Annotated in this window: 23 protein-coding genes; 4 read left to right on the top strand and 19 right to left on the bottom strand. The window is 70.8% G+C overall.

Translation table 11 applies throughout. From position 1 onward, the window contains the following. Positions 1–251: 251 nt before the first annotated feature. A complete protein-coding gene (locus ACFYTT_RS00920; protein ID WP_387256868.1) occupies positions 252–1,142 on the bottom strand; it encodes a hydroxymethylglutaryl-CoA lyase in 891 nt (296 codons plus the stop codon). 86 nt (positions 1,143–1,228) lie between these two features. On the opposite strand from ACFYTT_RS00920, the gene ACFYTT_RS00915 reads away from it, so the two are divergent. Continuing rightward, positions 1,229–1,885 (top strand): GntR family transcriptional regulator, encoded by a 657-nt coding sequence (locus ACFYTT_RS00915; protein WP_131052462.1) that lies wholly within the window; start codon positions 1,229–1,231, stop codon positions 1,883–1,885. Positions 1,886–1,927: 42 nt separating this feature from the next. Here ACFYTT_RS00915 and ACFYTT_RS00910 read toward each other — a convergent pair whose 3' ends face one another. From ACFYTT_RS00910 to ACFYTT_RS00830, 17 genes are all read right to left on the bottom strand, one after another. Beyond that, positions 1,928–2,887, bottom strand: coding sequence for an ABC transporter ATP-binding protein (locus ACFYTT_RS00910; RefSeq protein ID WP_176092177.1), 960 nt, complete (start codon positions 2,885–2,887; stop codon positions 1,928–1,930). Continuing rightward, on the bottom strand, positions 2,884–3,921 hold the full coding sequence (locus tag ACFYTT_RS00905) for an ABC transporter ATP-binding protein (protein ID WP_131052464.1): 1,038 nt from the start codon (positions 3,919–3,921) through the stop codon (positions 2,884–2,886). The genes ACFYTT_RS00910 and ACFYTT_RS00905 overlap by 4 nt, the downstream gene beginning before the upstream one ends. Beyond that, complete coding sequence (locus ACFYTT_RS00900) at positions 3,918–4,784, bottom strand: ABC transporter permease (RefSeq protein WP_131052465.1); 867 nt, start codon at positions 4,782–4,784, stop codon at positions 3,918–3,920. The genes ACFYTT_RS00905 and ACFYTT_RS00900 overlap by 4 nt, the downstream gene beginning before the upstream one ends. Next, complete coding sequence (locus tag ACFYTT_RS00895) at positions 4,777–5,790, bottom strand: ABC transporter permease (protein ID WP_176093467.1); 1,014 nt, start codon at positions 5,788–5,790, stop codon at positions 4,777–4,779. The genes ACFYTT_RS00900 and ACFYTT_RS00895 overlap by 8 nt, the downstream gene beginning before the upstream one ends. Next, positions 5,790–6,425, bottom strand: coding sequence for an isochorismatase family protein (locus ACFYTT_RS00890; RefSeq protein ID WP_201272333.1), 636 nt, complete (start codon positions 6,423–6,425; stop codon positions 5,790–5,792). Before ACFYTT_RS00890 ends, ACFYTT_RS00895 begins: the two co-directional genes overlap by 1 nt. Positions 6,426–6,436: 11 nt before the next feature. Then, positions 6,437–7,609 (bottom strand): CoA transferase, encoded by a 1,173-nt coding sequence (locus tag ACFYTT_RS00885; protein WP_357215959.1) that lies wholly within the window; start codon positions 7,607–7,609, stop codon positions 6,437–6,439. 192 nt (positions 7,610–7,801) lie between these two features. Beyond that, entirely contained in the window at positions 7,802–9,217 is a 1,416-nt protein-coding gene (locus tag ACFYTT_RS00880; protein WP_387256863.1) for an FAD-dependent oxidoreductase, read from the bottom strand. Further along, a complete protein-coding gene (locus ACFYTT_RS00875) occupies positions 9,214–10,002 on the bottom strand; it encodes an alpha/beta fold hydrolase (protein WP_176093463.1) in 789 nt (262 codons plus the stop codon). Before ACFYTT_RS00875 ends, ACFYTT_RS00880 begins: the two co-directional genes overlap by 4 nt. Before the next feature lies 1 nt (position 10,003). After that, positions 10,004–10,513: a BMC domain-containing protein gene (locus ACFYTT_RS00870; RefSeq protein WP_254876795.1), complete on the bottom strand. Its 510-nt coding sequence runs from the start codon at positions 10,511–10,513 to the stop codon at positions 10,004–10,006. Between the two features lies 1 nt (position 10,514). Then, positions 10,515–10,802: a EutN/CcmL family microcompartment protein gene (locus ACFYTT_RS00865; RefSeq protein ID WP_131052471.1), complete on the bottom strand. Its 288-nt coding sequence runs from the start codon at positions 10,800–10,802 to the stop codon at positions 10,515–10,517. A 19-nt stretch (positions 10,803–10,821) separates the two neighbouring features. After that, the gene (locus ACFYTT_RS00860; protein WP_131052472.1) at positions 10,822–11,451 is read right to left on the bottom strand and encodes a hypothetical protein; all 630 of its coding nucleotides are present in this window, start codon (positions 11,449–11,451) and stop codon (positions 10,822–10,824) included. A 1-nt stretch (position 11,452) separates the two neighbouring features. Next, a complete protein-coding gene (locus ACFYTT_RS00855) occupies positions 11,453–12,610 on the bottom strand; it encodes a class I SAM-dependent methyltransferase (protein ID WP_131052473.1) in 1,158 nt (385 codons plus the stop codon). Beyond that, positions 12,607–13,380, bottom strand: coding sequence for a hypothetical protein (locus ACFYTT_RS00850; protein ID WP_387256861.1), 774 nt, complete (start codon positions 13,378–13,380; stop codon positions 12,607–12,609). The genes ACFYTT_RS00855 and ACFYTT_RS00850 overlap by 4 nt, the downstream gene beginning before the upstream one ends. Before the next feature lie 35 nt (positions 13,381–13,415). Further along, the gene (gene eutM / locus ACFYTT_RS00845) at positions 13,416–13,715 is read right to left on the bottom strand and encodes an ethanolamine utilization microcompartment protein EutM (RefSeq protein WP_117230296.1); all 300 of its coding nucleotides are present in this window, start codon (positions 13,713–13,715) and stop codon (positions 13,416–13,418) included. Positions 13,716–13,805: 90 nt separating this feature from the next. Then, positions 13,806–15,812, bottom strand: a complete 2,007-nt coding sequence (locus ACFYTT_RS00840; protein WP_357215949.1) for a hydantoinase B/oxoprolinase family protein — start codon at positions 15,810–15,812, stop codon at positions 13,806–13,808. Next, positions 15,809–17,869 (bottom strand): hydantoinase/oxoprolinase family protein, encoded by a 2,061-nt coding sequence (locus ACFYTT_RS00835; RefSeq protein WP_387256859.1) that lies wholly within the window; start codon positions 17,867–17,869, stop codon positions 15,809–15,811. Before ACFYTT_RS00835 ends, ACFYTT_RS00840 begins: the two co-directional genes overlap by 4 nt. A gap of 121 nt (positions 17,870–17,990) precedes the next feature. Then, on the bottom strand, positions 17,991–19,604 hold the full coding sequence (locus tag ACFYTT_RS00830) for an ABC transporter substrate-binding protein (protein ID WP_131051476.1): 1,614 nt from the start codon (positions 19,602–19,604) through the stop codon (positions 17,991–17,993). A gap of 355 nt (positions 19,605–19,959) precedes the next feature. Between ACFYTT_RS00830 and ACFYTT_RS00825 the strand changes: the two genes are divergently transcribed. Genes ACFYTT_RS00825 through ACFYTT_RS00815 form a run of 3 tightly spaced genes read left to right on the top strand, consistent with a single transcriptional unit; the run spans position 19,960 to position 22,732 of the window. Continuing rightward, positions 19,960–20,748 (top strand): cupin domain-containing protein, encoded by a 789-nt coding sequence (locus ACFYTT_RS00825; RefSeq protein ID WP_131051477.1) that lies wholly within the window; start codon positions 19,960–19,962, stop codon positions 20,746–20,748. Next, on the top strand, positions 20,745–21,191 hold the full coding sequence (locus ACFYTT_RS00820) for a dimethylsulfonioproprionate lyase family protein (protein ID WP_131051478.1): 447 nt from the start codon (positions 20,745–20,747) through the stop codon (positions 21,189–21,191). Before ACFYTT_RS00825 ends, ACFYTT_RS00820 begins: the two co-directional genes overlap by 4 nt. A gap of 50 nt (positions 21,192–21,241) precedes the next feature. Then, positions 21,242–22,732 carry a CoA-acylating methylmalonate-semialdehyde dehydrogenase gene (locus tag ACFYTT_RS00815; protein ID WP_387256855.1) on the top strand — a complete coding sequence of 497 codons (1,491 nt, stop codon included), beginning with the start codon at positions 21,242–21,244 and terminating at the stop codon, positions 22,730–22,732. Positions 22,733–22,793: 61 nt separating this feature from the next. Here the strand turns inward: ACFYTT_RS00815 and ACFYTT_RS00810 are convergent, their stop codons facing one another. Beyond that, entirely contained in the window at positions 22,794–23,306 is a 513-nt protein-coding gene (locus ACFYTT_RS00810; RefSeq protein ID WP_387256854.1) for a MarR family winged helix-turn-helix transcriptional regulator, read from the bottom strand. Between the last annotated feature and the right edge of the window lie 68 nt (positions 23,307–23,374).

Below are 23,374 nucleotides of genomic sequence, written 5' to 3'. Positions count from 1 at the left end.
AGGCCGACGGCGGATTCTGCGATCTGGCACCTGGGCAGCCACGCCGCGGTCGGTGCCGGTGCGGCTTCACGCCGCAGGTAGGCCAGCACCGCGAGTACCGCCGGTGGCCGTCCGTCGTGGCTGGCAGGTCGAGTTTGCCGAAGATGTTGCCGATGTGCTTGCGAGGAGGCAGCCGACGCCGACCGGCAGGGCACGGTCGCGGGCCACGTCGCCGCTCTGCAAGAAGCCGCTGTTCGGAGCGTTCGGTCCGGCTACTGCGGGTCGGTCGGGAACCAGCCGGCCCGACCGAGGGCGCCGGGTAGCCGGTCCTTGCCGAGCTGGTCGCCGATCCACGCCGCCGTCTCGATGACCTTCGTCGGGTCGAGGCCGGTGGGGTGGCCGGAGCGGTGCAGCGCGTACGTGAGGTCCTCGGTGGCCACGTTGCCGGTGGCGGCCGGGGCGAAGGGGCATCCGCCGATCCCACCGACGCTCGCGTCGAGCACGGTCACGCCGGCCTCGACCGCCGCCAAGGCGTTGGCGATGGCGGTGTTGCGGGTGTCGTGGAAGTGGGCGCGCAGCGGCACGCCCGGCGCCGCCGCCGTCACGGCGGAGACCAGGGCCCGCACCTGGGCGGGTACGCCCACACCGATGGTGTCGGCGAGGGCGATCTCGTCGGGTTCGCCCTCGACCAGGCGGCGCGCCAGTTCACCCACGGTCGCGGCGGAGACGTCGCCTTCGAAGGGGCAGCCGAACGCGGCGGCCACGGTCACGCTGGCCCGGACTCCGGCGGCGTGGGCGGCCTCGGCGATGTCGGTCCAGGCGCCGAGCATGGCGTCGACGGAGGCGCCCTGGTTGCGCTGGCTGAAGGTTTCGGTGGCGACCACGACGCAGTTCACCTCGTCCACTCCTGCCGCCAGCGCACGGTCCAGCCCGCGTCGGTTGAGCACCAGGCCGATGTACGATACGTCGCTGCGTCGTGGCACTGCGGCCATCACCGCTTCGGCGTCGGCCATCTGCGGCACCCGGTCGGCGCGGACAAAGGAGACCGCCTCGACCCGTCGGGCTCCTGCCTCGACACAGCGCCGGATCAACTCGATCTTGCTTGCTGTCGACAGGATCTCGGGCTCGTTCTGCAGACCGTCCCGTGGAGACACCTCCACCACCTGAACCACCATATGTATACAATCTCAGACTGTCAGAGCGGCGGCAAGGGTGCCGACGACATGCGGCTCACACGACGGAGGCACGGGTGACGAATGCCGCGGAGGACGCGTACGAGGCGCTGCGGAGCGCGATCCTGAACGGCTCGATCGGCCCGCGCGCCCGCCTGGGCGAGATGGAGTTGTCCCGGCAGTTCGGCGTCAGCCGGACGCCGATCCGGGAGGCACTGCGCAGGCTCACCGCGGAGGGCCTCGTCGTCTTCCAGCCCAACCGTGGGGCGCGGGTCGCCGAATGGTCGCTCGGCGATCTGCAGGACATCTACGAGATCCGCGCCCGGCTGGAGAGCTACGGCGCGGCCCTGGCCGCCAAGCGCATCGACGCCGAGGTCCTGGACCGGCTGGACGCGCTCTGCGACCAGATGGAGGAGTTGGCCCGGCGGATGGGTCCGCAGGACCTGGACCGGATCGCCACCCTCAACGCCGAGTTGCACAACTCGGTCCTGAAGGCCGCCGCCAGCCCTCGGCTCACCTCGCTGCTGTCCGCGGTCGTGGAGGTGCCGCTGGTCGTGCGGGCGTTCCGCCTCTACACGCCGGACGCCCTGGCCCGCAGCATGGCGCACCACCGGGACCTGGTGGCGGCGCTGCGGGCCAGGGACGCAGAGTGGGCGTCGAGCACGATGCGGGCCCACGTGCTGGCCGCCCGGACGGTGCTGTTGGACGGCATGGTGGACCGCCCCGACCTGTGACCGGTCCGCCGGGCCCGCACCCGCCTCCCGCCGTCGTGGGCGTCAGCTCCCGGGCGCTCCGGGTTTGATGCAGGCCACCTCCCGGTCGGCGCCGATCGGCGTCAGCCGCACCTCGGTCTGTACACATCGGTCCTCACCGACCGGGCAGCGTCCGTGCAGGACACATCCCGGTACGAGCTGGGTCGGACTCAGCGGGTCACCGACCAGCCGGGCCGGGGCCAGTTCCTGGTCGGGATCGACGGGCAGGGCCGCCGCCAGCAGGGCGCGGGTGTACGGGTGCTGTGGATCGGAGAACACCAGCTCGGACGGGCCGGTCTCGACGACCCGCCCCCGGTACATGACGGCGATGCGGTCGCTGACGTACCGGACCGTGTGGATGTCGTGGGAGATGAACAGGTAGCCCATGCCGAGTTCGGCCTGCAGGTCGGCGAGCAGGCGCAGGATCTGGGCGCGGACCGACAGGTCGAGGGAGGACGTGGGTTCGTCCAGCACGACCAGGGACGGCTCGGTCACCACGGCTCGGGCGATGCCGACTCGCTGCTGCTGCCCGCCGCTGAGTTCGCCGGGATACCGTCGTGCCATGTCGGGGGCGAGTCCGACCTGTTCGATCATCTGCGCGACCCGGTCACGGCGCTGTGGTGTGGTCATCGCAGGCCGGTGGATGGCCAGTGGTTCGCCGATGATGTCGGCCACCCGCATCCGGGGGTTCAGCGACTCGAACGGCTCCTGGAAGATGATCTGTATCTTCGCGCGGAGCTTGCGCATCTCGGCGGCGGGCAGCGCGAGCATGTCGGTGCCGTCGAAGCGTACCGAGCCCCGGGTCGGTTCGATCAGGCGCAGTGCCAGCCGCCCCAGCGTCGACTTGCCGGATCCGCTCTCGCCGATGACCGCCACGGTCTCTCCGGCGTCCACCGAGAGCGACACGTCGTCCAGCGCGTAGACCCGCGTGCTGCCGCCGACGTGGAACTCCTTGCTGACGTTGGTCAGCTCCAGCAGACTCACTGCGCTGCCTCCTTCTCCTGGGGCAGGTGACACCAGTACGTCCGGCCGGAGGTCTGGGTCACCGCGGCCGGGACCACCTGGGCGCACGGTTCGAAGGCGTGCGGGCAGCGGTCCCGGAAGGGGCATCCGGACGGGTAGTCGATCAGGTCGGGCAGTCGACCGGTGAGGTGCACCAGCGGCTGACCGGGCCGGGGAATGGCGCGGATGAGCGCCTGGGTGTACGGGTGGCGGGGGTCCTTGAGGACCTCCCGGACGGTGCCGTGTTCGATGACCTTGCCGGCGTACATGACGACGACCCGGTCGCAGTACTGCGCGACGACACCGAGATCGTGGGTGACCAGGAGCATCGAGCGGTCGTGTTCGCGGACCAGGCGGCGGATGAGGTCCAGGATCTGCCGTTGCACGGTCAGGTCCAGGCCGGTGGTCGGTTCGTCGGCGATCACGAAGGTCGGGTTGAGCAGCATGGCCATGGCGATCACCACGCGTTGGGCCATGCCGCCGCTCAACTGGTGGGCGTAGCCGTCGAGGACCCGGTCCGGTCCGGCGATGCCGACGTCGGTGAGGGCGGTGCGGGCCCGGTCCCGGACCTCGCCGTCGGCCTTGACCCCGTGCGCGGCCATGATGGTGGCGAACTGCCGGTGGATGCGCATCACCGGGTTCAGGGCGCTGAACGGGTTCTGGGCGATGAAGCCGATCTCCTTGCCGCGTAGTCGGCGCAGCTCGGTGCGGCGCAGGCCGAGCAGGTCGACCCCGTCGAAGCGGGCGGTGCCCTCGACCACCCGACCGGGGGGCCGGACCAGGCCGAGGATGGACCGGATGGTCACCGACTTGCCGCATCCGCTCTCGCCGACGACGCCGACGATCTCGGCCCGGTCGACGTGGAAGTCGACGCCGTTGACCGCGTGGACCAGGCCGTCGGGTGTGTCGAACCGGGTGGTCAGGCCGTTGACCTCCAGCAGGCGTCCGGCGGAGCCGTCGGACGGCGGCGGGGTGGGTCGACTGTCGGGTCGTCGTCGCGCGTTGAGCAGGCTCATCGTTGCCTCGCCCGGCCGAAGGTGTCCTGCAGTTCGTCGCTGATGGCGTTGAAGCAGAGCACGGTGAGGAAGATGGCGAGTCCGGGGAAGACCGAGACCCACCACTGGCCGGTCGTCATGTTCTGCGCTCCTGTCTGGATCATCGCGCCCCAGCTCGCGTCGGCGGCGTTGATGCCGATGCCGAGGAAGGAGAGGGAGGCGATCACGACGATCGAGTGCGCGACCGCCAGTGACGCCTGGGCCAGGATGATGCCGGTCATGTTCGGCAGGACGTGCCGGAACATCACGCGCGGCCCGGTCGCGCCGATGGCGTGGGCCGCCTCGATGTAGCGGCTCTCCCGGATGGTCAGTCCCTCGCTGCGGACCAGTCGGACGAAGCGGGGGACGTTGATGATGGCGATGGCGACGACGACGTTCTCGATGTTGTTGCCCATCAGCGCGACCAGGGCGATGGCCAGGATCAGCAGCGGGAACGCCTGGAAGACGTCGAGGGCCCGGACGACCCGTTCGCCCCACGGTCCGCGGTGCAGGGCGGCGAGCCCGAGCAGCACGCCGATCACGAGTGAGATCAGCATGCCGGCGAGGGCCAACGGGATGTCCACCCCGGCGGAGGCCACCAGGCGGCTGAACACGTCGAGGCCGAACTTGTCGGTGCCCATCCAGTGCTCGCCGTCGGGGGCGGTGAGGGTGTTGGTGGAGGGTTCCGCCGGGTCGTGCGGCAGTGGAGCGAGATAGGCCGCGGCGAGCATGCTGGTCAGGATGGTGCCGGGCACCCACAGTCGCCACCGTCGGTGGCCCCGGGGTCGTTTCTTGGTCGTCGGGGCGGTGACCGTGGTGGGGTCGGCGGCCAGGGTCTCAGTCATAGCGCACCCTCGGGTCGAGCGCCGCGACCAGGATGTCCAGCGCGGTGAAGGCCAACAGGGTCCCGAGTCCGGCGGCCAGGATGAAGCCCTGCACGGCCGGGATGTCGAGCTGGAGGATCGAGTCGATCGCCCACTCGCCGAAGCCACCCCAGGAGAAGATGGTCTCGATGATGGCCGCGCCGCCGAGCAGCGCGGCGAGGAGGATGCCGCCGTAGGTCAGGATCGGGGTCCGGGCCTGGCGGAAGGCGTACGCGAGGACGGTGCGCTCGCGCAGGCCGCTGGCGCGGGCGAATTCGACCTGTTTGGACTCCAGGGCCGGCACCAGGGAGGCGTACGTGCTGCGGGCGAAGTACGCGGAGTAGTAGATGCCGAGCGTGAGGACGGGCAGCACGGAGTGCGCCACCGCCGATCGGAAGGTGCCCATGTCACCGGCGAGCAGGGAGTCCAGCAGCAGCGCCCCGGTCACGGTCGGCGGTGGTTCGTCCATCAGACCGAGTCGTCCGACCGGTGCCGGCGCCCACCCGGCGAGATAGAAGAGCAGGTAGATCAGGAGCAGCGCCAGGAAGAAGTCGGGGATGGACTGGAAGGTGGTGACGATGAAGCGGGAGGTGCGGTCGGCGACCGTGCCCTTGCGGTAGGCGCCCAGTGTGCCGAGGCCGATGCCGAGGAGTGCGGCGAGGGTCAGCGAGAGGAACACCAGTTCCAGGGTCGCCGGGGCGAACCGCAGGATCTCGTCGAGGATGGGCCGGTCGGTGTAGTAGGACGAGCCGAGGTCGCCTTGGACCAGGTTGCCGAGGTAGGTGACGAAGCGTTCCCACAGGGGCTGGTCCAGGCCGAGTCGGCGTTCGATCTCGGCCAGTTCCGTCGGGGAGGCGGCCGGCCCGGCGATGACGCCGGCCGGGTTGCCGGGCAGCGCGTTGACCAGCAGGAATGCCAGCACGATGACGGAGAGCAGGCCGACCGGGAGGAAGAGGATCCGTCGGCGGGCGTATCTGAGGACCCGCATCACGCACCTCCCGGTTCGAGCAGGGTGGTCGCCTCGTCCAGGGTCAGGACCTGTGCGTACTTGGCGCCGAGGTCGAACAGGGCGGCCTCGTGCGGGCGTGGGTCCCGGTCGAGGCAGGCGTCGGCGACGACGAGTGGCACGTAGCCGTGTTGCAGCGCGTCCACGGCGCTCGCCCGGACGCAGCCGCTGGTCGAGGCGCCCGCGATGAGCAGGGCGTCCACTCCCATGACGCGCAGGGTGCTGGCGAGGCTGGTGCCGAAGAAGGCGCTGGCGTACTGCTTGGTCACGACCGCCTCGCCGGCGGCGGGTGCCAGGGCCGGCGGCGCGGCGGCGAGTTCGCTGCCGCGTTCGAAGACCCGCAGGGCGGGCACCTTGCGGGCGAACAGGCCGCCGTCGATCCCGCCGGGGGCGAGCTCGACCCGGGTGTGGATCACCGGGACGCCGTGGCGTCGGGCGGCGTCGAGCAGGACCGTGCAGGCCCGCAGGGCCGGCGGGTTCTCGTCGCCGGCATAGAGGGGGGAGGCCGGGTCGAGGTAGGCGCGCACCAGGTCGACGATGAGGAGCGCGCGGCGGGTGCCGTGGCCCAGGTCGCCGCCGAAGCCGGCGTCGCGGTAGTCCGCGTGGAGGTCATTCACCGTGTCCGCCTCTAGATGACGCCGCTGGCACGCAGTTCGTTGATCTCGGCCTTGGCCAGGCCGACGATGTCGGTCAGCACCTGGTCGGTGTGTTCGCCGAGGCGGGGGCCGGTCCATTTGACCCGGCCGGGTGTCCTCGACAGTCGCGGCACGACGTTCTGCATCGGGAACTCGCCGAATTCGGGGTGGTCGACTCGGACGATGGCTTCGCGGGCGGCGAAGTGCTCGTCGTCGAGCATCTCCGGGGCGCGGTAGACGCGGCCGACCGGGACGTCGTGTTTGATCATGACGGCCATCAGGTGTTCGGTGTCGTGCCGGCCCGACCACTCGGCGATGATCGCGTCGAGTTCGCCCTGGTGGTGGCCTCGGGCGGCGTGGGTGGCGAAGCGGGGGTCGGTGCTCAGTTCGGGCATGTCCATGGCCGCGGCCAGGCGCCGGAAGACGGTGTCCTGGTTGGCGGCGATGAGCAGCAGGCCGTCGTCGCGGGTGGGATAGACGTTGGAGGGTGCGATGTTCGGCAGGATCGCGCCGGTGCGTTCGCGGACGTGGCCGCCGAGCGTGTACTCGGGCAGCAGCGACTCCATCATCGCCAGGACCGCCTCGTAGATCGCCGAGTCGACGATCTGGCCGCGACCGCTCTGGTCGCGTACCCGCAGGGCCATCACCGCGCCCAGGGCGGCGAAGGTGCCGGCGAGGGAGTCGCCGAGGCTGACGCCCACCCGGCTGGGCGGGGTCTGCGGGTCGCCGACGACGTAGCGCAGGCCGCCCATCGCCTCGCCGACCGAGCCGTAGCCGGGTCGGCTGGAGTACGGTCCGGTCTGGCCGAAGCCGGAGACGCGCACCATGACCAGGCCGGGGTTGTCGGCGGACAGGTCCTCGTAGCCGAGGCCCCAGCGTTCCATCGTCCCGGGTCGGAAGTTCTCGACCACCACGTCGCTCTGCGCGATCAGCTGTCGGGCGACCGCCTGCCCCTCGGGTGTGCGCAGGTCGACGGTGATCGACTTCTTGTTGCGGGCGACGATCGGCCACCACAGTGACTTGCCGTGTGGCTTCTCCTGGCCCCACTCGCGCATCGGGTCGCCCTGGCGCGGCGGCTCGCACTTGATGACGTCGGCGCCGAAGTCGGCCAGCAGTTGGCTGCAGAAGGGGCCCGCGAGCAGGGACCCGAACTCGATCACGCGCACGCCGTGGAGCGGTCCTTCGTGGTGCGTATCGCTAGACATGGACACCTCTCATAGCAGCCACCCGACTGGGTGTTTGTATACAATAGTTCTGCGTCACCCGCTGTCAACAGCGGCTTTTACCGGCCAGAGCCAAAGCTGATTCCCGTGATGAACCTCCGTGCATACAGGACGGTCAGTGCGGTGCCATGCGGGTCACCCGCCGAGCCGGCGGCCGAGCAGTCGCCCGAACGCCAACGCCGGGGTCACCGCCATTCCCCCGCAGAACGCGGCGCCGCTGGTGGCTCCCATGCCGATGGCCTCACCGACGGCGTAGAGACCGGCGACGACCCCGCCGTCGTCGCGCCGTACCCGGAAGGTGGGGTCGACGTCCAGGCCGCCGAAGCTGCAGAGCAGCGCGGCGGCCGACCGCACCGCGTAGAAGGGCGGCCGGGCCACCCGGTGGTCCAGGGCGCGTCGGCCCAGCGGGTCGACGCCCCGGTCGACCGCCAGGTGGTACGCCCGCACGGTGCGCCGCAGGCCGTCCGGATCGATTCCCGCCCGCACGGCCAGGTCGGTGAGGTCGTCGGCGACCCAGGCGACGTCCCCCTGCCGCGCCTGGGCGCGGAGCCCGTCCGGCCCCCACGCGGGCACCAGGGGTGACCCGGCGTCGACGGCCGCGTCGTCGCAGACGATCCAGAACGCGGCGCCCGGCTGGCTCTGCACGGCCCGCTCGTGACGCGTGACGTCGCCGAGATCCTCGGCCACGAACCGGTCGCCGTCGGCGTTGACCCAGATCTCCCGGGGTGCGCGTTCGGCGGGCGCCAGATGCGCCACCTCGGACCAGAAGTCCACCCGGCCCGGCGTCGAGCGACGTTCGAGCAGGCCGAGGCGCGGGGTGTGCAGGTCGGCGAAGCGGACGGTGGCACCCAGCGGCGTCGCCATCTCGACCGCGTCGCCGGTGGAGGTGGGCTCGGCGTTGGTCACCAGGCGGGGTGCGCCCGGGGTCACCGCGGAGAACATCTGCGGGTTGGCCCCGTACCCGCCCGACGCCAGCACCGTGACGCCGGCGCGCAGCTCGCGGTCACCCTCGGGGGTGCGTACGACGGCGCCGGTGACGGCACCGCCCTCGGTGGTCAGTCGCAGGGCGCGCGAGCGCAGCCGCAGGGTGACCCGGCCGGCGTCCACCTGCGCGGCGAGCAGTGGTCGTAGCGTCTCGCGGATCGAGCGGCCCCGGTCGACGCCCCAGTAGGTGCGGGGCCGGGAGTACGGCGAGTGCCCGTGGTAGAGCACCGGCATACCGGGTGCGAACGGGAAGCCGTTCTCGTCGAGCCAGTCGACGACGCCGGGTGCCTCGTCGACGGCCAGGCGGATCAGGGCGGGGTCGCCGTGGCCGTGCCCGATGCGCTGCACGTCGGCGAAGTGCCGGTCCGGGTCGTCGTCGATGCCGGCGGCGCGTTGCCGACGGGTGCCGGCGGCGCTCATGTGCCCGGCGGAGACCCGCAGGGTGCCGCCGATGTCGGTGCCGGTGTCGACCAGGTCGACCCGGAGCCCGGCCCGGGCCGCCTCGATCGCGCAGGGCAGACCTGCGGTGCCGGCACCGATCACCAAAACGTCGGCGTGGCCGGTCACGGTGTCCGCCCGGATCCGGTGACGAAGGAGACCACTGCGGCGGCGAACTCCTCCGGCACCCGCCACGGCAGTTGCCCGGTGGTGTCGGTCAGTTGGATCGACGTCGCGTCCGGACGGATCAGCCGGGCGATGTCGTCGCAGTGGGCGAGCATGTCGCGTGCCGCGGTGAGCAGCAGGACCGGGCAGGGTGCGGTGCGCAGCGGCTCGGTCGGGTCGTAGCGGAAGGCGGCGCGGTAGGCCCAGTTGTACCGGTCGAACACCGAGGCGATGTTGGCCACCGCGAGGTTGACCAGCTCCGGTGGCTGTTCCCAGATGTCCAGGTAGCGCGCCCAGAGGTCGCGAAGATGCTGGCCGGACGGGTCGATCGGCTTGTCCGGCGCCCAGGTGGCACCCAACTGTTCGCGTTCGGCCCGGTCGAGCACGAGGCCGGACAGGATCGCGTGGGTGACCCGGCCGGGCGTGGCCAGGTCGGTGACCGCCAGCGCCAGGGAGGCGCCGGTGTGCTGTCCGGCGACGGCGAACTCGTCGATGCCCAGCGCGTCGACGGCGTCGAGCAGAAGGCGCGCGTAGCCGGGGATGTCCGGGGGCTCGGGCGGCGGGTCGGACTGCCCGTACCCGGGGGTGTCGAAGGCGTACGCGCGCAGTGATCGGCCGAGCGCGGGCATGGCCGGCGCGAAGACGTTGGAGGCCTGCGGCGACTCGTGCAACAGCACGAGGGCCGGTCCCCGGGTGCCGCTGCTGCGGTAGTGGATCTGGGCCCCCTGCGGGCCCACGTATCCGCGCATGTCACTCCCCTCGCTCGATCGGTGGGGTGGGCGGCGGGGGCCGCCGCTTCGGGGCCGTCGACCGCGCGGAGCGTCGTTTCGGGCTCCCGCCGGGTGCGGGCGACGCGGGGCGGTCGCCCTCGACGGTGCTCTCCCCGACCGGGTCCGGCCGGTCCTCCACCCGGGTGGCCTCGGGTTCCGGTCCGGCGTCGTCGGGTCCTTCGGCCGCGCGGGGGTGCCGGCCGGTCGGTGGGGTGTCCCGGACGAGGTGGGCCGGCACGGCGGGACGACCCACGACGGTCGCGGCGATCGTGCCGCCGGTCGCCGCGACCGCCCGTCGGGCGCTGTCCACCGCCGCCGTCACCGAGGCCATGTCGCCGATGAAGGAGACCGTGACGAGACCGTCGCCGATGCGGCTGACGCCGATCACCGTCACCTCGGCTGCCTTGGTCATCACGTCGACGGCGACGATCGAGGCAGCCAGTCCGCGCGTCTCGACCATGCCGAGCGCACCCGCATTCCACAGGTCCACGTCAGTCCTTCACATAGTTGACCCACGCCTCGGTCTCCAACCGGTCGACGATCGCGACGATGGTGGAGTCCACGGGCGCCTGGCTGGATTGCCGTTCCGCCAGTCGTGCGGCACTGCCGCAGGCGACCAGGACGACCTCGCCCCGGCCCGCGCCGACGGTGTCGACGGCGACGTACGGCTCCACGGCGTGTCCCTCACCCAGGGGCGTGACGACGAGCAGCTTGGCGCCGGTCAGCGTGTCGGCCTTGATGGTGCTGACCACCGACCCGATCACCCGGGCGATACGCATACCGGATCACCTCGTTCCTCTATCGCCGGGACCAGGGCGTCTTCTCGAAGGCCTGCCGGACGGCCTGCCGGGCCGACTCGATCTCCGCGTGCAGCCCGGAGACCCACAACCGACCGAACTGGCCGACGCCGCGCACGTCCACGATCTTGACGTCGGCGGACTTCTCCACCTCGTTGCCGACGGCGGAGATGTAGGCGGCCGGCTGGCACTCCACCACCAGCATCGACTCGCCGGCCACCAGCAGGGAGCCCTTCTTCGACCGGTTGACCAACTGCGCCTGATAGGCGTCGATGTTGGAGACGACCTTCGCCGAGACCAGTTCCGCGGGCTGTGCGTCGGCCTCGGTCATCCCGAGCAGGTCGAGGATGGTGCGACCGGCCTGGCGTACGGCGTCCTGCGACATCGAGTGCAGTTCCGTCATGCCGTACTGGCGCTCGACGACCTGGGAGCCGGGCCGGACCCCGGCGCCCTTGACGGCCGCGTCGACCAGGGCGTAGACGTCGCTGCCGGGCGAGATCTCCAGGAAGAGCTGGGACATCCCCTCGACGACCGGGTCACCGGACATCACGCTGCCGAGCAGTGCGGCCATCTGTGGCTGGAGTCGGTCGACGAAGGCGTACGTGCGCAGCTCGACCTCGCTGCCGGCCATGTCAGCGCCGACCCACGAGCAGCGAGAGGGTGCCGCTGCGCCGACGTTCGCCGCTCTGCAGGACGCGACCGGTCGGCGTGCTGACCTCCTCGACGCACTCGCGTTTGCAGGACAGCTCCGAGCAGTCGCCGGTGAATCCGGCGTCCCGGGCGGCCTGGAGGAGGTCCATGTCCCGCATCGGGCCCCAGAACGGCTCGTTGTTGTTCCAGGTGTCCCAGTCGATGAGGAACTGCACCAGCGGGTCGAGTCCGGCGTAGCCGGGGAAGTCCGCGTGGATCATCATGCCGCCGGGGGCGAGTAGCCGGTGGCACTCGCGCAGGATGGCGCGTACCGCGTCCGGCGGCACCTCGTGCAGCACGATGTGCGAGACGATCAGGTCGAAGTGCCCGTCCGGGAACGAGGTCGCCTCGGCGTTCTGCTGCGAGAAGTGCACCTTGCGGCCGAGTGACTCGGCGCGGGCGTGGCCGTAGCGCAGCAGGGCCGCGCCGACGTCGATGCCGTGCACCTCGGCGTTCGGGTAGGCGTCGACGTAGGGCAACGTCGAGTTGCCCACCCCGCAGCCGATCTCCAGGATCCGCTTCGGGCGGAAGTCCCGGTGGGACTGCTTGAGGTAGTTGTTGACCACGGACTGGCCGTAGTCGTCGTTGAGGGCACCCATCTGGCCCATGGCGTAGACGTAGACGCCCCGGTCGTAGAGGGCCCCGGCGGTGAGGTCGTCCGCCACGTACTCACCCCGGTAGCCGCCGGGCATGGCGTGGATGTCGATGCCCCAGAAGTACCAGGGCAGTTCGAAGGCGGGATCCAGGTCGAGGGAGCCGAGCCCCCGTTCCGCCCGCTGCGCGCGGGCGGCCAGGTCGTCCCACTGCCGGGCGATGCTGTCGGCCACCACGTTCCAGAGCAGGTCCTGGCTCGCCCGGCGCACGGAACTCCAGAGCTGGTAGTACGGCTCCGGTTCCATGGCGCGGCGGACCGCCTCCCGGTCCCGGGGTGCGACGCCCATCTCCTGTTGGTAGCGGGGGGCGACGCGGTGGGCGTACAGCTCCCGGACCCCGGGGGTCACCTCGGTGGAGATGTGCGACTTCAGTGCCCGGACGAAGTTCTCGCGTGCGAGTTCGTCGTGGTTCTCGCGGGGCAGGACACCGTGCTCCTGCTGCGTCATTTCCCCTCCCCCACCTGTGCGAAGGCCTGCCGGATGACCTCCCGGTAGGACTCCGGGGTCTCCTCCCGCACGATCTCCTCGCGCCACTCGTAGAAGACCCGCAGCACCCGGGCGACGAACGCCGCCGCCTCGGTGTCGCGGGCCTGCGCGTCGGCGTCGGAGACCGGGTAGGCGTCCACGGCGCCGCGCTCGACCACCCGCCGGTCGGCGAGGATCTGTTCCAGGGTCGTCAACCGTTCCCGCAGCACCCACACCTCGGAGGAGAGGGTGACCACGGTCGAGACGAGGGCCTCCATGCCCGGTTCGGCGAAGAACTGCGGGCGGGCGCCCTTCGCCTTCTTGGGCAGCGACTGCCCGGGCAGCGGTTGTGCCTGGTCGGGGCGGCCCACTCCCGGTCCGCCGAACGCACCCAGCGCCTTGAGCGTCTCGTTGGCCACCGTCGAGGCGTCGGCGTCCGGGTTCGCCGACAGCACGGCGGCGGCGACGGTACGGATGGTCCGTTCCGCCTCTTCCTCGGCGCTGGTGCAGCCGCACGAGCAGTCGTCGGCGTCGCCGCACCCGGCGCCCGTGCCGCCGGAACCGGTCGGTGCCGGTGGCGCGGGCGTCGGCGGTGGCGCGTCCTGTCCTGCTCTGCGGACGTCGATGCCCAGGTTGCGGGCGAGGTCCTCCGCGTGCGGCGAGATCAGGTCACGCGCGCCCAGAAGGATTTCGCGCGGCCCGGTCGACCGGGCGACGTCTTCGATATCGACCGCAGTCCATACCCGACTCATGTATCAACTCCTTCGACGAGCACGCGACGCCCTGTTCAGGCCTTGGTTCCGCCCCGGGTGGCCCCGGTCGGCAGGATCGCCTCGACCTCGCCGTGCGGGCGCGGGATGACGTGCACGGAGACGACCTCACCGAGCCGGGAGGCGCTGGCCGCCCCGGCGTCCGTGGCGGCCTTGACCGCGCCGACGTCACCGCGCACGACCACGGTGACCAGGCCACCGCCGACGTACTCGGTGCCCACCAGCACGACGGTGGCGGCCTTGACCATCGCGTCGGCAGCCTCGATCGCCGCGACCAGGCCGCGGGTCTCGATCATTCCGAGCGCGGACATCTGCAGGTCAGCCATGACAGTTCTCCTCCGGTAGTTCGTCGGCGGACGGGTGTCCGCCGCTGTTCAGGGCCTTGCGGGTGTGGCGGGGGTGCTCGTTCATCGCCCGGTCACCTGCCGGGCGATGCGGTGCACGAGCACCTCCAGCGGGGTGCGGGGGGTCGTCTGCGGACGCGTTCCGGTGGACCGTGCGCCGCCCGGTGCCGCCGACGGCGTGCCGCCGGGCCCGGTGCCGCCGGTGGGCTGCGCGGATGCGCGGCTGGGTGCCGGTTCGCGGGGCGGTTCCAGGCCGGTCTCGGTCCGGCAGCGGGCCCGCAGTTCCTCGACCGTGCCGCCGCGGTGGAAGCGGGGCAGCTCCGCACGGTTCGCGGCGATCTCGGCGCGGAGTCTGCGGGTCTGCTCCTCGTCGACGCGGTCGCCGACCAGGACCACCCCGTAGCGGCGGGCGCCCTCGACGGTGACCAGTCCCCGTTCGACGTCGTGGCGCACCTGGTCCGGGTCGCGTTCCAGCGGGTCGCCCCAGCCGCCGCCACCCCACGTGACGAAGTGCAGCAGGTCGCCGGGGCGTACGCCGACGTGGTCGCACTTGGCCGGCACGGTCTGCTGCGATCCGTCGGCCCGTTCCAGGATCTTCGTGCCGCGCTGGCCCGGCTCACCGCCCAGCACACCCCAGGGTTTGGTGAACCACCGGTCGTCGTGGATGGAGACCTCGCCCGGTTCGAGGAACCGGTAGCCCACCCGGATGCCGTTGCCGCCGCGGTGGCGGCCGGCGCCGCCGGAGTCCGGGATCGACTCGTAGGACTCGATGCGCAGCGGGTAGTACGCCTCCAGGTACTCGTTCGGCACGTTGGTGAACGAGGGCCACATCGAGTGGCCGTCGAAGCCGTCGCCGATCGGTCGGGCGGGTACCCCGCCGAAGCCGATCTGGTAGAGCTGGAACCAGGTGCCGGAGCGGTCCAGGCCGGAGTACATCAGGTGCGGGCTGGACGAGAAGCCGGCCGCGCAGAGGAAGTCCGGCTGGCACTGGCCGAGCAGCCCGGCCAGGACGTCGAAGAGGCGGCCCAGGGCGTGCGTCCGGCAGGACAGTGCCGCCGGTCGTCGGGGCTTGAGCAGGCTGCCCTCGGGGATGCGGACGTCGACCAGTGGATAGAACCCGTCGTTGAACATGATCAACGGGTCGACGGCCATGATGGTGTACACGCCGAAGAACATCCGCAGCACGTTCTCGTTCAACAGGAAGTTGATCGAGCCCTCGGCCTGGTCGCTGGTGCCGGTGAAGTCGAGTACCACCCGGTCGCCGTCGCGCCAGAGGGTGCACCGGATGCGGAACGGCCCGCTGCCGCGCCCGTCGTCGTCGATGTAGTCCTCGAAGGTGACCGGCTGCTCGGGCACGACCTGCCGGAACAGCTTCGCCATGGCCTGCCGGTTGCGTTCCAGCAACAGGTCCAGCGTCGAGAGGTAGGTGTCCAGGCCGAAGCGCTCGCACAGTTCCCGGACCCGGGTCTCGGCGGTCCGGCAGGACGCCAGCACCGCGTTGAGGTCGGCCCGGTTCCAGTTCGGCAGGCGCACCTGGTTCAGGACGGTGTCCAGCAGCTGCTGGTCGAGCGTTCCGCCCCGGACCAGTTTCACCGGCGGGACGATGACGCCCTCTTCGAAGATCGACACCGCGTCGGTCGGGAGGCTTCCCGGCACCTTGCCGCCGACGTCGCTCATGTGGCCGAACATCGCCGCCCAGCCGACCAACGTCCCGTCGGCATAGATCGGCAGCAGCACCAGCCAGTCGTTGGCGTGGCTGATCGCGCCGTCACAGGCGTACGGGTCGGAGGTGAAGAAGACGTCGCCCTCCTCCACCGTGCCGTCGTAGCCGGAGAGGAAGCCGTCGATGAAGGAGCCGAACTGTCCGGCGACCATCCGACCCTTGCGGTCGGCGATCAGCGGGAAGGCGTCGTTCTGTTCGCGGATGCCCGGGGACATCGCGGTGCGCAGGACGACCGCGTCCATCTCGAAACGGGCGTTACGCAGGGCGTTCTCGACGATGTCGAGCACGGCGGTCTCGACCTCGACCGGACGCTGGGGCCGGGTCGTCTCGACGATGACGGCACTCATCGGAGCCCTTTCTCCTCGGCGGGCAGGATGAGCAGGTTGCCCAGCCTGTCGACGCGCGCGACGCAGCCCGGCAGGACCAGGCTGGTGGAATCCATCTCGACCACGATCGCGGGCCCGCGCAGTTCGTCGCCGGCACGCAGGGCGGTGCGGTCGTAGAGGGCCGCGTCCTGCCAGCCGCCGTCGACGTACACGCGTTGGCGGCCGATGACCGCGCGGGAGGCGTCGTGGTCGCCCGACTCGATCTCGACGGGTCTGATCCGTTCGGCGTCGGATACCCCCACCGCGCGGATGTTGACGATCTCGTGCTGCTCGTCGAGGGCGAAGCCGAACAGGCGTCGGTGGGCCTCGTCGAAACCGTCGCGCAGCGTGGGGATCAGCGGCTCCTGGCCGGACGCCGGGACGCCGACGGGGACCTCGAAGCCCTGCCCGTGGTAGCGCACGTCGGCCTCGAAGCGGACCGTCCGGGCCTCGGCGGGCACCTCGGCCCGGTCGAACTCGGTGTCGATCTGGGCGGCCAGGTCGGTGAACTCGCGCCGCAGGTGCGGCTCGTCGAGGTCGTCGAGGGGGCGGACCAGTGACTTGTTCGCCTCGGCGCGCACACCGGTGGAGGCGTCTCCGTAGGCGCAGAGCACCCCTGGGGACTGCGGGATCACCACCGGCCACGAGCCGAGGAGTTTGGCCAGGGCATTGGCGTGCAGGGGGCCCGCACCGCCGAAGCCGAACAGGGCGAAGCGTCTCGGGTCGTAGCCGCGCTGCACCGAGACCAGTCGCAGGGCGCCGAGCATGTTCTCGTTGACGATGTCGATGATCGCGGCGGCGGCGGCCTCCACCGTCACGCCGAGCCTGGTCGCCACGGTGCCGACGGCGGTGCGGGCCTTCTCCACGTCGAGGGGCATCGCGCCGCCGAGCAGCGCGTGCGGCAGGTAGCCCAGCACGACGTTGGCGTCGGTGACCGTGGGCAGGACGCCGCCGCGACCGTAGGTGGCCGGTCCGGGCAGGGCGCCGGCGCTGGCCGGGCCGACCCGGAGCGCGCCGGTCAGTTCCGGCACGTGGGCGATGGAGCCGCCGCCGGCGCCGACGGTCTGCACGTCGATCGAGGGTGATCGGACGGCGAGGTCCGCCACGGTCGTCTCGCGGCGGATGACCGGGGTGCCGTCCTCGATCAGGGCGACGTCGGTGGAGGTGCCGCCCATGTCGAGGGTGAGCAGGTCCCGGAAACCGGCGGCCGGTCCGAGGGCCACCGCTGCGGCGACGCCGCCGGCCGGTCCGCTCATCAACAGGCTGACCGGGATGTCCTCGGCCCGTTCGAAGGTCATCAGTCCGCCGTCGGAGCGCAGCACCCGGCGGTCGCCGACCAGTCCTTCGGCGACCAGTTTGCTGCTGAGGTTGCGCAGGTAGGCGCCGACGCCGGGCCGCACGTAGGCGTTGGCGACGGTGGTCAGGGTCCGCTCGTACTCGCCCAGCTCGGGCAGGACGCCGGCGGAGGTGGAGACGGGTACGTCGGGTGCCTCGGAGGCGGCGATCTCGGCGGCCCGCTGTTCGTGGGCGGGGTTGGCGTAGGAGTTGACGAAGCCGATGGCCAGGGCGTCCACACCCCGGTCGACAAGGTCGCGGACGGCGGCCCGCACGGCCGACTCGTCCAGCGGGTCGATCTCGGTGCCCCGGGCGTCCAGGCGGCCCCGGACCTCGCGGACGTCCTCCAGTGCGACCAGTTCGGCGGGTCGGTCCCAGACGATCCAGCCGCCGAGTCCGCCGGGCACGAACGACCGGGCGATGTGCAGGACCTGCCGGTAGCCGACGGTCACGATCAGGCCGACCCGGGCGCCCCGGCGTTCCAGGACGGCGTTGGTGGCCACGGTCGTGCCGTGCAGGAACTGACGGATGTCGGCCGCGCGGGCGGTGGCGTCGGCGAGGACCCGGGTCACGCCCTCGACGACGCCGACGGACTGGTCCTGCGGCGTGGAGGGCACCTTCGTGCGGCGGGTCCTGCCGGTCGCCTCTTCGATCAGAAGGACGTCCGTGAACGTGCCACCGACGTCGACTCCAAGTCGGTACATCAACGACCTGCTTTCTCGGGAACGTCAGCTGTCTCGGAACGTCGTCGTCGGCCCGACGGGGACCGGGTGTGGGCCCCGCCGGTCGGCGTCCCCGGCGTGTGCACCGGGGACGCCGGCCGGGTCAGGAGACGGAGATGTCGTAGTAGTTGACGTGGCCCTGGGAGTAGCTGACGAAGCCCGTCACACCGTCGCGGAAGGCGTAGAACTTCTGGGAGTCGACCAGCGGGATGGCCGGCATGTCCCCCACCATGAAGTCGTTGACCTGCTTGACCAACGCCTCCCGCTCGGGGCCGGGCTGGGTCTCGAGGATCTGCCGGGACAGCCCGTCGACGGTCGTGGAGCTGTAATTCTGCAGGTTGGTCAGGCCGCCGGTGGAGTAGAAGACCTGCAGGTAGTAGGCGGGGTCGGGCACCAGCGGGGTGCTCGTGGCCAACCAGCTCTGCAGCTTGCCCTCGCGCTTGGCGGCGTCGAAGTCGGCGCCGGAGGCGACGTTGTTCAGTTTGACCTCGATGCCGACCTTGGCCAGTTGCGACCGCAGCAGGACGGCCACCTGTTCGCTGTGTGCGCCGACGTTGGCCGCGTTGTAGGCCAGCTCCATCGGGAAGCCGTTGGGCAGGCCGGCCTCGGCCAGCAGTTGCTTGGCCCGGTCGATGTTGTGGGTGAAGGGCTGCGCCGCCGCCGGGGCGCCGAAGTCGTCGTGGATGAAGTCGCTCGACGCCGTGGAGTACCCCTGGTACGCGGAGTCGACGATCGCCGTGCGGTCGACGGCGTAGGAGATGGCCTCGCGGACCCGCTTGTCGTCGAAGGGCTCGGCCTTGAGGTTCGGCACCAGCACGTCGATGTTGGGGTAGAGCACCCGTTCGAGCCGGACGCCGTCGCTGTTCTCCAGCGAGGAGAGCTGGTCGAAGGTGAGCGCGCTGGCGACGTCGACCTGCCCGCTCTGAGCCAGCTGGAGCCGGTTGGAGGTGTCGGCGACGGCACGCACCACCACGTCGGTCACCGTGGGCGTACCCCGGAAGTAGTTCTTGTTGGCGGTGAGCCGGACTTCCTTGCCCGGGTCGAACGAGCGCACCTCGTACGGGCCGAAGGTGGCGGTGTTCTCGCCCAGCCACTTGTAGGCGTACGGGTCGTCGCCGGTGGCGTGCTTCTTGGCCTCGACCGAGTCGTAGATCGTCATGAAGAAGGTGCTCAGGATGGAGACGCTGACCGCGTTCGGCTGGGCGACGTTGATCGTGACGGTCCGGTCGTCGGTGACGGTGACCGGGTTCTCGATGTCCCATCCGCCGATGCCCATGAGGATCTTGGCGATCGGTACGCCCTCGCTGTTGACCATGCGGTCCACGGACCACTTCACGTCCTCGGCGGTGAGGGCGTTGCCGAACTGGCTCTTGGCGTCGCGGAGGGTGAAGGTCATCTGCTTGCGGTCGTCGCTGAGCTCCCAGGATTCGGCGAGCTCGGGCTCGATCTGGTCCGGAGTCTGGAGGGTCGTCGCGCCGGCCTCGGGCTTGGTGAAGCGCACGAGCGTTCCGGAGATGTTGGGTAGCAGGTCGATCGAGATGAAGCCCTGGTAGCGCTCGGAGTCGAGGCTGGAGACCACGCCGGGCGCGGCGACGGTCAACGCCTGGCTGCTGCCGGCGTCCGTGTCGTCGCCGTCGTTTCCACTACAGCCCGCGACTACCAGGCTCGTCACGGCGAGCGCCGCCACGGCGCGCATCCGAACGGAAGTCGTTCCCATGCCGACACCTCCACATTGTGTGCAAGGTTGCTTTATCAGGCGTACTTGACTTGGTGAAGCGGATCACAGGATGCGATGTTTGTATACAGGTTGCCGGCTGTCAAGGCCTCGTTCAGCCAGATCGGGGCCACCCCGATCAGTCAGGAGCGGGCACCCGACGGTCAGCACGGCAGACGCCCGCACGCACCGGAGCACGTGCACCCCTGCCAGGCTTTGCATACATGGACTTTGCGACACCCTAGCGCCGCACTGAGCCCAGAGCTACTAGCTGCGAAGCCAGCGCGAGTGCCACTCGCGGACCTAGACGCCCTCCCACGGATTACATACAATTCGCCTCAACGTGAAGGAGGTCACCGTGACTCATGCCGGTAAGCGACGGGTCATCATCGATCAGGTGCCGCACCGCGTGTGGCGGGCAGCGGGTCTGCCCTTCGGACTTCTCACCCGCGAGATCAACGCCGACCCGGAGACCGGAGCGCAGACGCTGGTCGTCGACGTCCCGCCCGGCTGGCACATGCCGGCGCACTGGAACGGCGCCGACCTCGAACTGCTGGTCCGCGACGGCGACCTGACCATCGCCGGGCGCCAGTGCCGCCCCGGGCACTACCTCTTCCTGCCCTCGGGCACCGAACTCGGCCCGATCTCGTCGGAGCACGGCGCCACGTTGATCTTCTGGACCGACTCCCCCTTCGAGGTCCGCACGGACGCACCACCGGCACCGTCGACACCGCTGGGCGAGACCGTCGACATCTTCGACCAGGCCAACTGGCAGCCGGTGCGGGAGGCGTTCGCGGGGGTCACCGACACCAGCAGCCACGGCGACCTCGAGGTCCCCACCCAGTGCATCCGGCTGCGCAAGGTCGAGGAGAGCGGCAAGGACACCATCCTGTTCGTCCTGCCCCGGAGGTTCGCCAAGACCGCCCTGGAGTTCCACCACAGCACCGAGGAGATCTTCTTCCTCGGCGGCTGGTGCGCCACCGACCCGGAGCACGTGTACCACGCCGGTGAGTACCTGTGCTGGGCGCCGGGCGTCATCCACGGCGTGGTCACCGGCTGGGAGGCCATCTGCCTCTCCAAGCACCACGGACCACTCACCAGCCCGCAGATCCCTCTCGGCGCCACCAGCGTGGACGCCGAACGGTGACCCGGTTACCCCACGAGGGCCACCGCCGCAGCGCACCGGGGACGCCGCGCCCGCCGTTCGTCGTGCGCCGCGACGAGCTGGAGTACGAACTGATCTCCGCCCTCAACCACAACCCGGACGACGAGGGATTGGTGCACCGTCTCGTCGACCGGGACACCACCGGCGATCCGGAGTGCGAGTTCCTCACCGGCGTCTACCGCATGGAACCCGGGATGGCCCACCCGCTGCACCTGCACGCCGACTCCGCCGAGTTCTACTACGTGCTCTCCGGGACGGCCCGGTTCACGCTGGCCGACGAGGAGTTCGAGGCGGGACCGGGCACCGCGATGTACATCCCCGCCGGCGTCGCCCACGCCATCGAGACCGGCAGTGCCGACGGCATGGAGCTCGTGTACTCCTTCAGCACCCCCGACCTGCGGGGAATCGGCACCAGGTGGCTCTAGCCGGACCCACCGCACATCGACGCAACCGTGGATCGACGAAGGAGACGAGGGTGCGCAGCATCGAACATTGGATCGCTGGGGCGTCCGTCGCCGGCAGCGGGTACGCGACCGTGTACCAGCCCGCGACCGGCGAGCCCCAGGCACAGGTCGCGATCGGCGCCCAGCCCGAGATCGACCAGGCCGTCGCGGCGGCCACCCGGGCCTTCGAGTCGTGGGGCGACGTGTCCCTGTCCCAGCGCGCGAAGGTCCTCTTCCGCTTCCGTGACCTGGTCGAACGGCACGAGGACGAGTTGGCGAGGCTGGTCACCGCCGAACACGGCAAGACCGTCGAGGACGCCCGCGGCGAGGTGATCCGGGGCCGGGAGGTCGTCGAGTTCGCCTGCGGCATCCCGCAGCTGCTCAAGGGCGCCTACTCCGACCAGGTCTCCACCGGTGTCGACTCGTACTCCCTGCGCGCGCCGCTCGGGGTCTGCGCCGGCATCACCCCGTTCAACTTCCCGGTGATGGTGCCGATGTGGATGCATCCCATCGCCATCGCCTGCGGCAACACCTTCGTCCTCAAGCCCAGCGAACGCGACCCGTCCGCGTCGAACCTCGTCGCGCAGCTCTACGCCGACGCGGGCCTGCCCGACGGCGTGTTCAACGTGGTGCACGGCGGCAAGGAGGCGGTCGACGCGCTGCTCGACCACCCGGACGTCGCGGCGGTGTCGTTCGTCGGCTCCACCCCGGTCGCCCGGCACGTGCACCAACGCGCCGCCGCCTCCGGCAAACGGGTGCAGGCGCTGGGCGGAGCGAAGAACCACGCCGTGGTGCTGCCCGACGCCGACCTGGCCGAGGCGGCACGGCAGATCACCTCGGCGGCGTACGGGTCGGCCGGGCAACGGTGCATGGCGATCTCGGCCGTGGTCGCGGTCGGCGCCGCCGGTGACGAACTGGTCGACCTGCTCAGGCGGGAGGCCACGGACATCGTGGTGGGCCCCGGCGACCAGGTGTCGTCCCAGATGGGTCCGGTGGTCACCGACGAGGCGCGCGACCGCGTCATCACCTCCGTCGACGGTGCGCAGAAGGCCGGGGCCACAGTGGTCGTCGACGGCCGGGCCCTGCGGGTGGACGGCCACGACAACGGATACTTCGTCGGCCCGTGCCTGCTGGACCGGGTGACCCCCGACATGGAGGCGTACCAGCAGGAGATCTTCGGACCGGTGCTGGTGGTGTTGCGGGCCGAGAGCCTGGACGAGGCGATCAGGATCATCAACGCCAACCCGTACGGCAACGGCACCGCCCTGTTCACCTCCGCCGGAGCGGCGGCCCGCCGTTTCGTGCGTACCGTCTCGGTCGGCATGGTCGGGGTGAACGTGCCGCTGCCGGTGCCGATGGCCTACCACTCCTTCGGCGGCTGGAAGGCGTCACTCTTCGGCGACACCCACATCCACGGCCAGGAGGGCGTGGCGTTCTACACCCGTGGCAAGGTCGTCACCTCCAGGTGGCCGGGCACCACCCCGACGGCCCGCCCGGACTTCCACTTCCCCACCGCCACCTGACCGGTCGGCGCTGACCGGCGCGGACCTCTCTACGCCGGTCAGCGCATCCGGCCCCTCGCGGCTATGGCGCGGATGTCCCGGACGGGGCAGTGGCGCGGTTGATGGCGGCCTCGACCGCAGTCCCGATGCGGCTCAAGGCCGCCAGGTCGCAGGGTTCGAGCTGGTCGATCAGGTACTCGCGGACCGCCGTGACATGTCCCGGCGCCGCGGCCACGACAACCTGGTGGCCGGCCTCGGTGAGGGTCGCGTTGGTGGCTCTGCCCGCGCCGGGGATCCGTGAGCGCGTTATCAGTCCGCGTTTCTCCAGCCGACCGACGACGTGCGACAGGCGGGACAGCGATGCCGCTGCCCGCGCTGCCAGACGACTCATCCGCATCGTGCGCTCCGGCTCCTCGGACAGCACCGAGAGCACGATGTACTCGAAGAACGTCAGCTCAGACTCGCGTTGCATCCGCGCGTCCAGGGCAGCCGGCAGGCTGATCATGATCGCCGAGTTGGCCAGCCATGCCGCCCGCTCGTCGTCACTCAGCCACCGGGTTCCGGTGGACCTCGCCGCTGCCCCTTCCCTGGTCATGAGGGCACCCTACGCGTCAGTTGTTGACGCTTCAAGTTCAGGCAGGTAGAACTTGAAGCGTCAAGTCA

The sequence above is a fragment of the Micromonospora sp. NPDC003816 genome, from assembly GCF_042874705.1.
Taxonomy (GTDB): Bacteria; Actinomycetota; Actinomycetes; order Mycobacteriales; family Micromonosporaceae; genus Micromonospora.
Note: the sequence above shows the minus strand (reverse complement) of the source record. Positions and strands in the feature narration are given on the sequence as shown.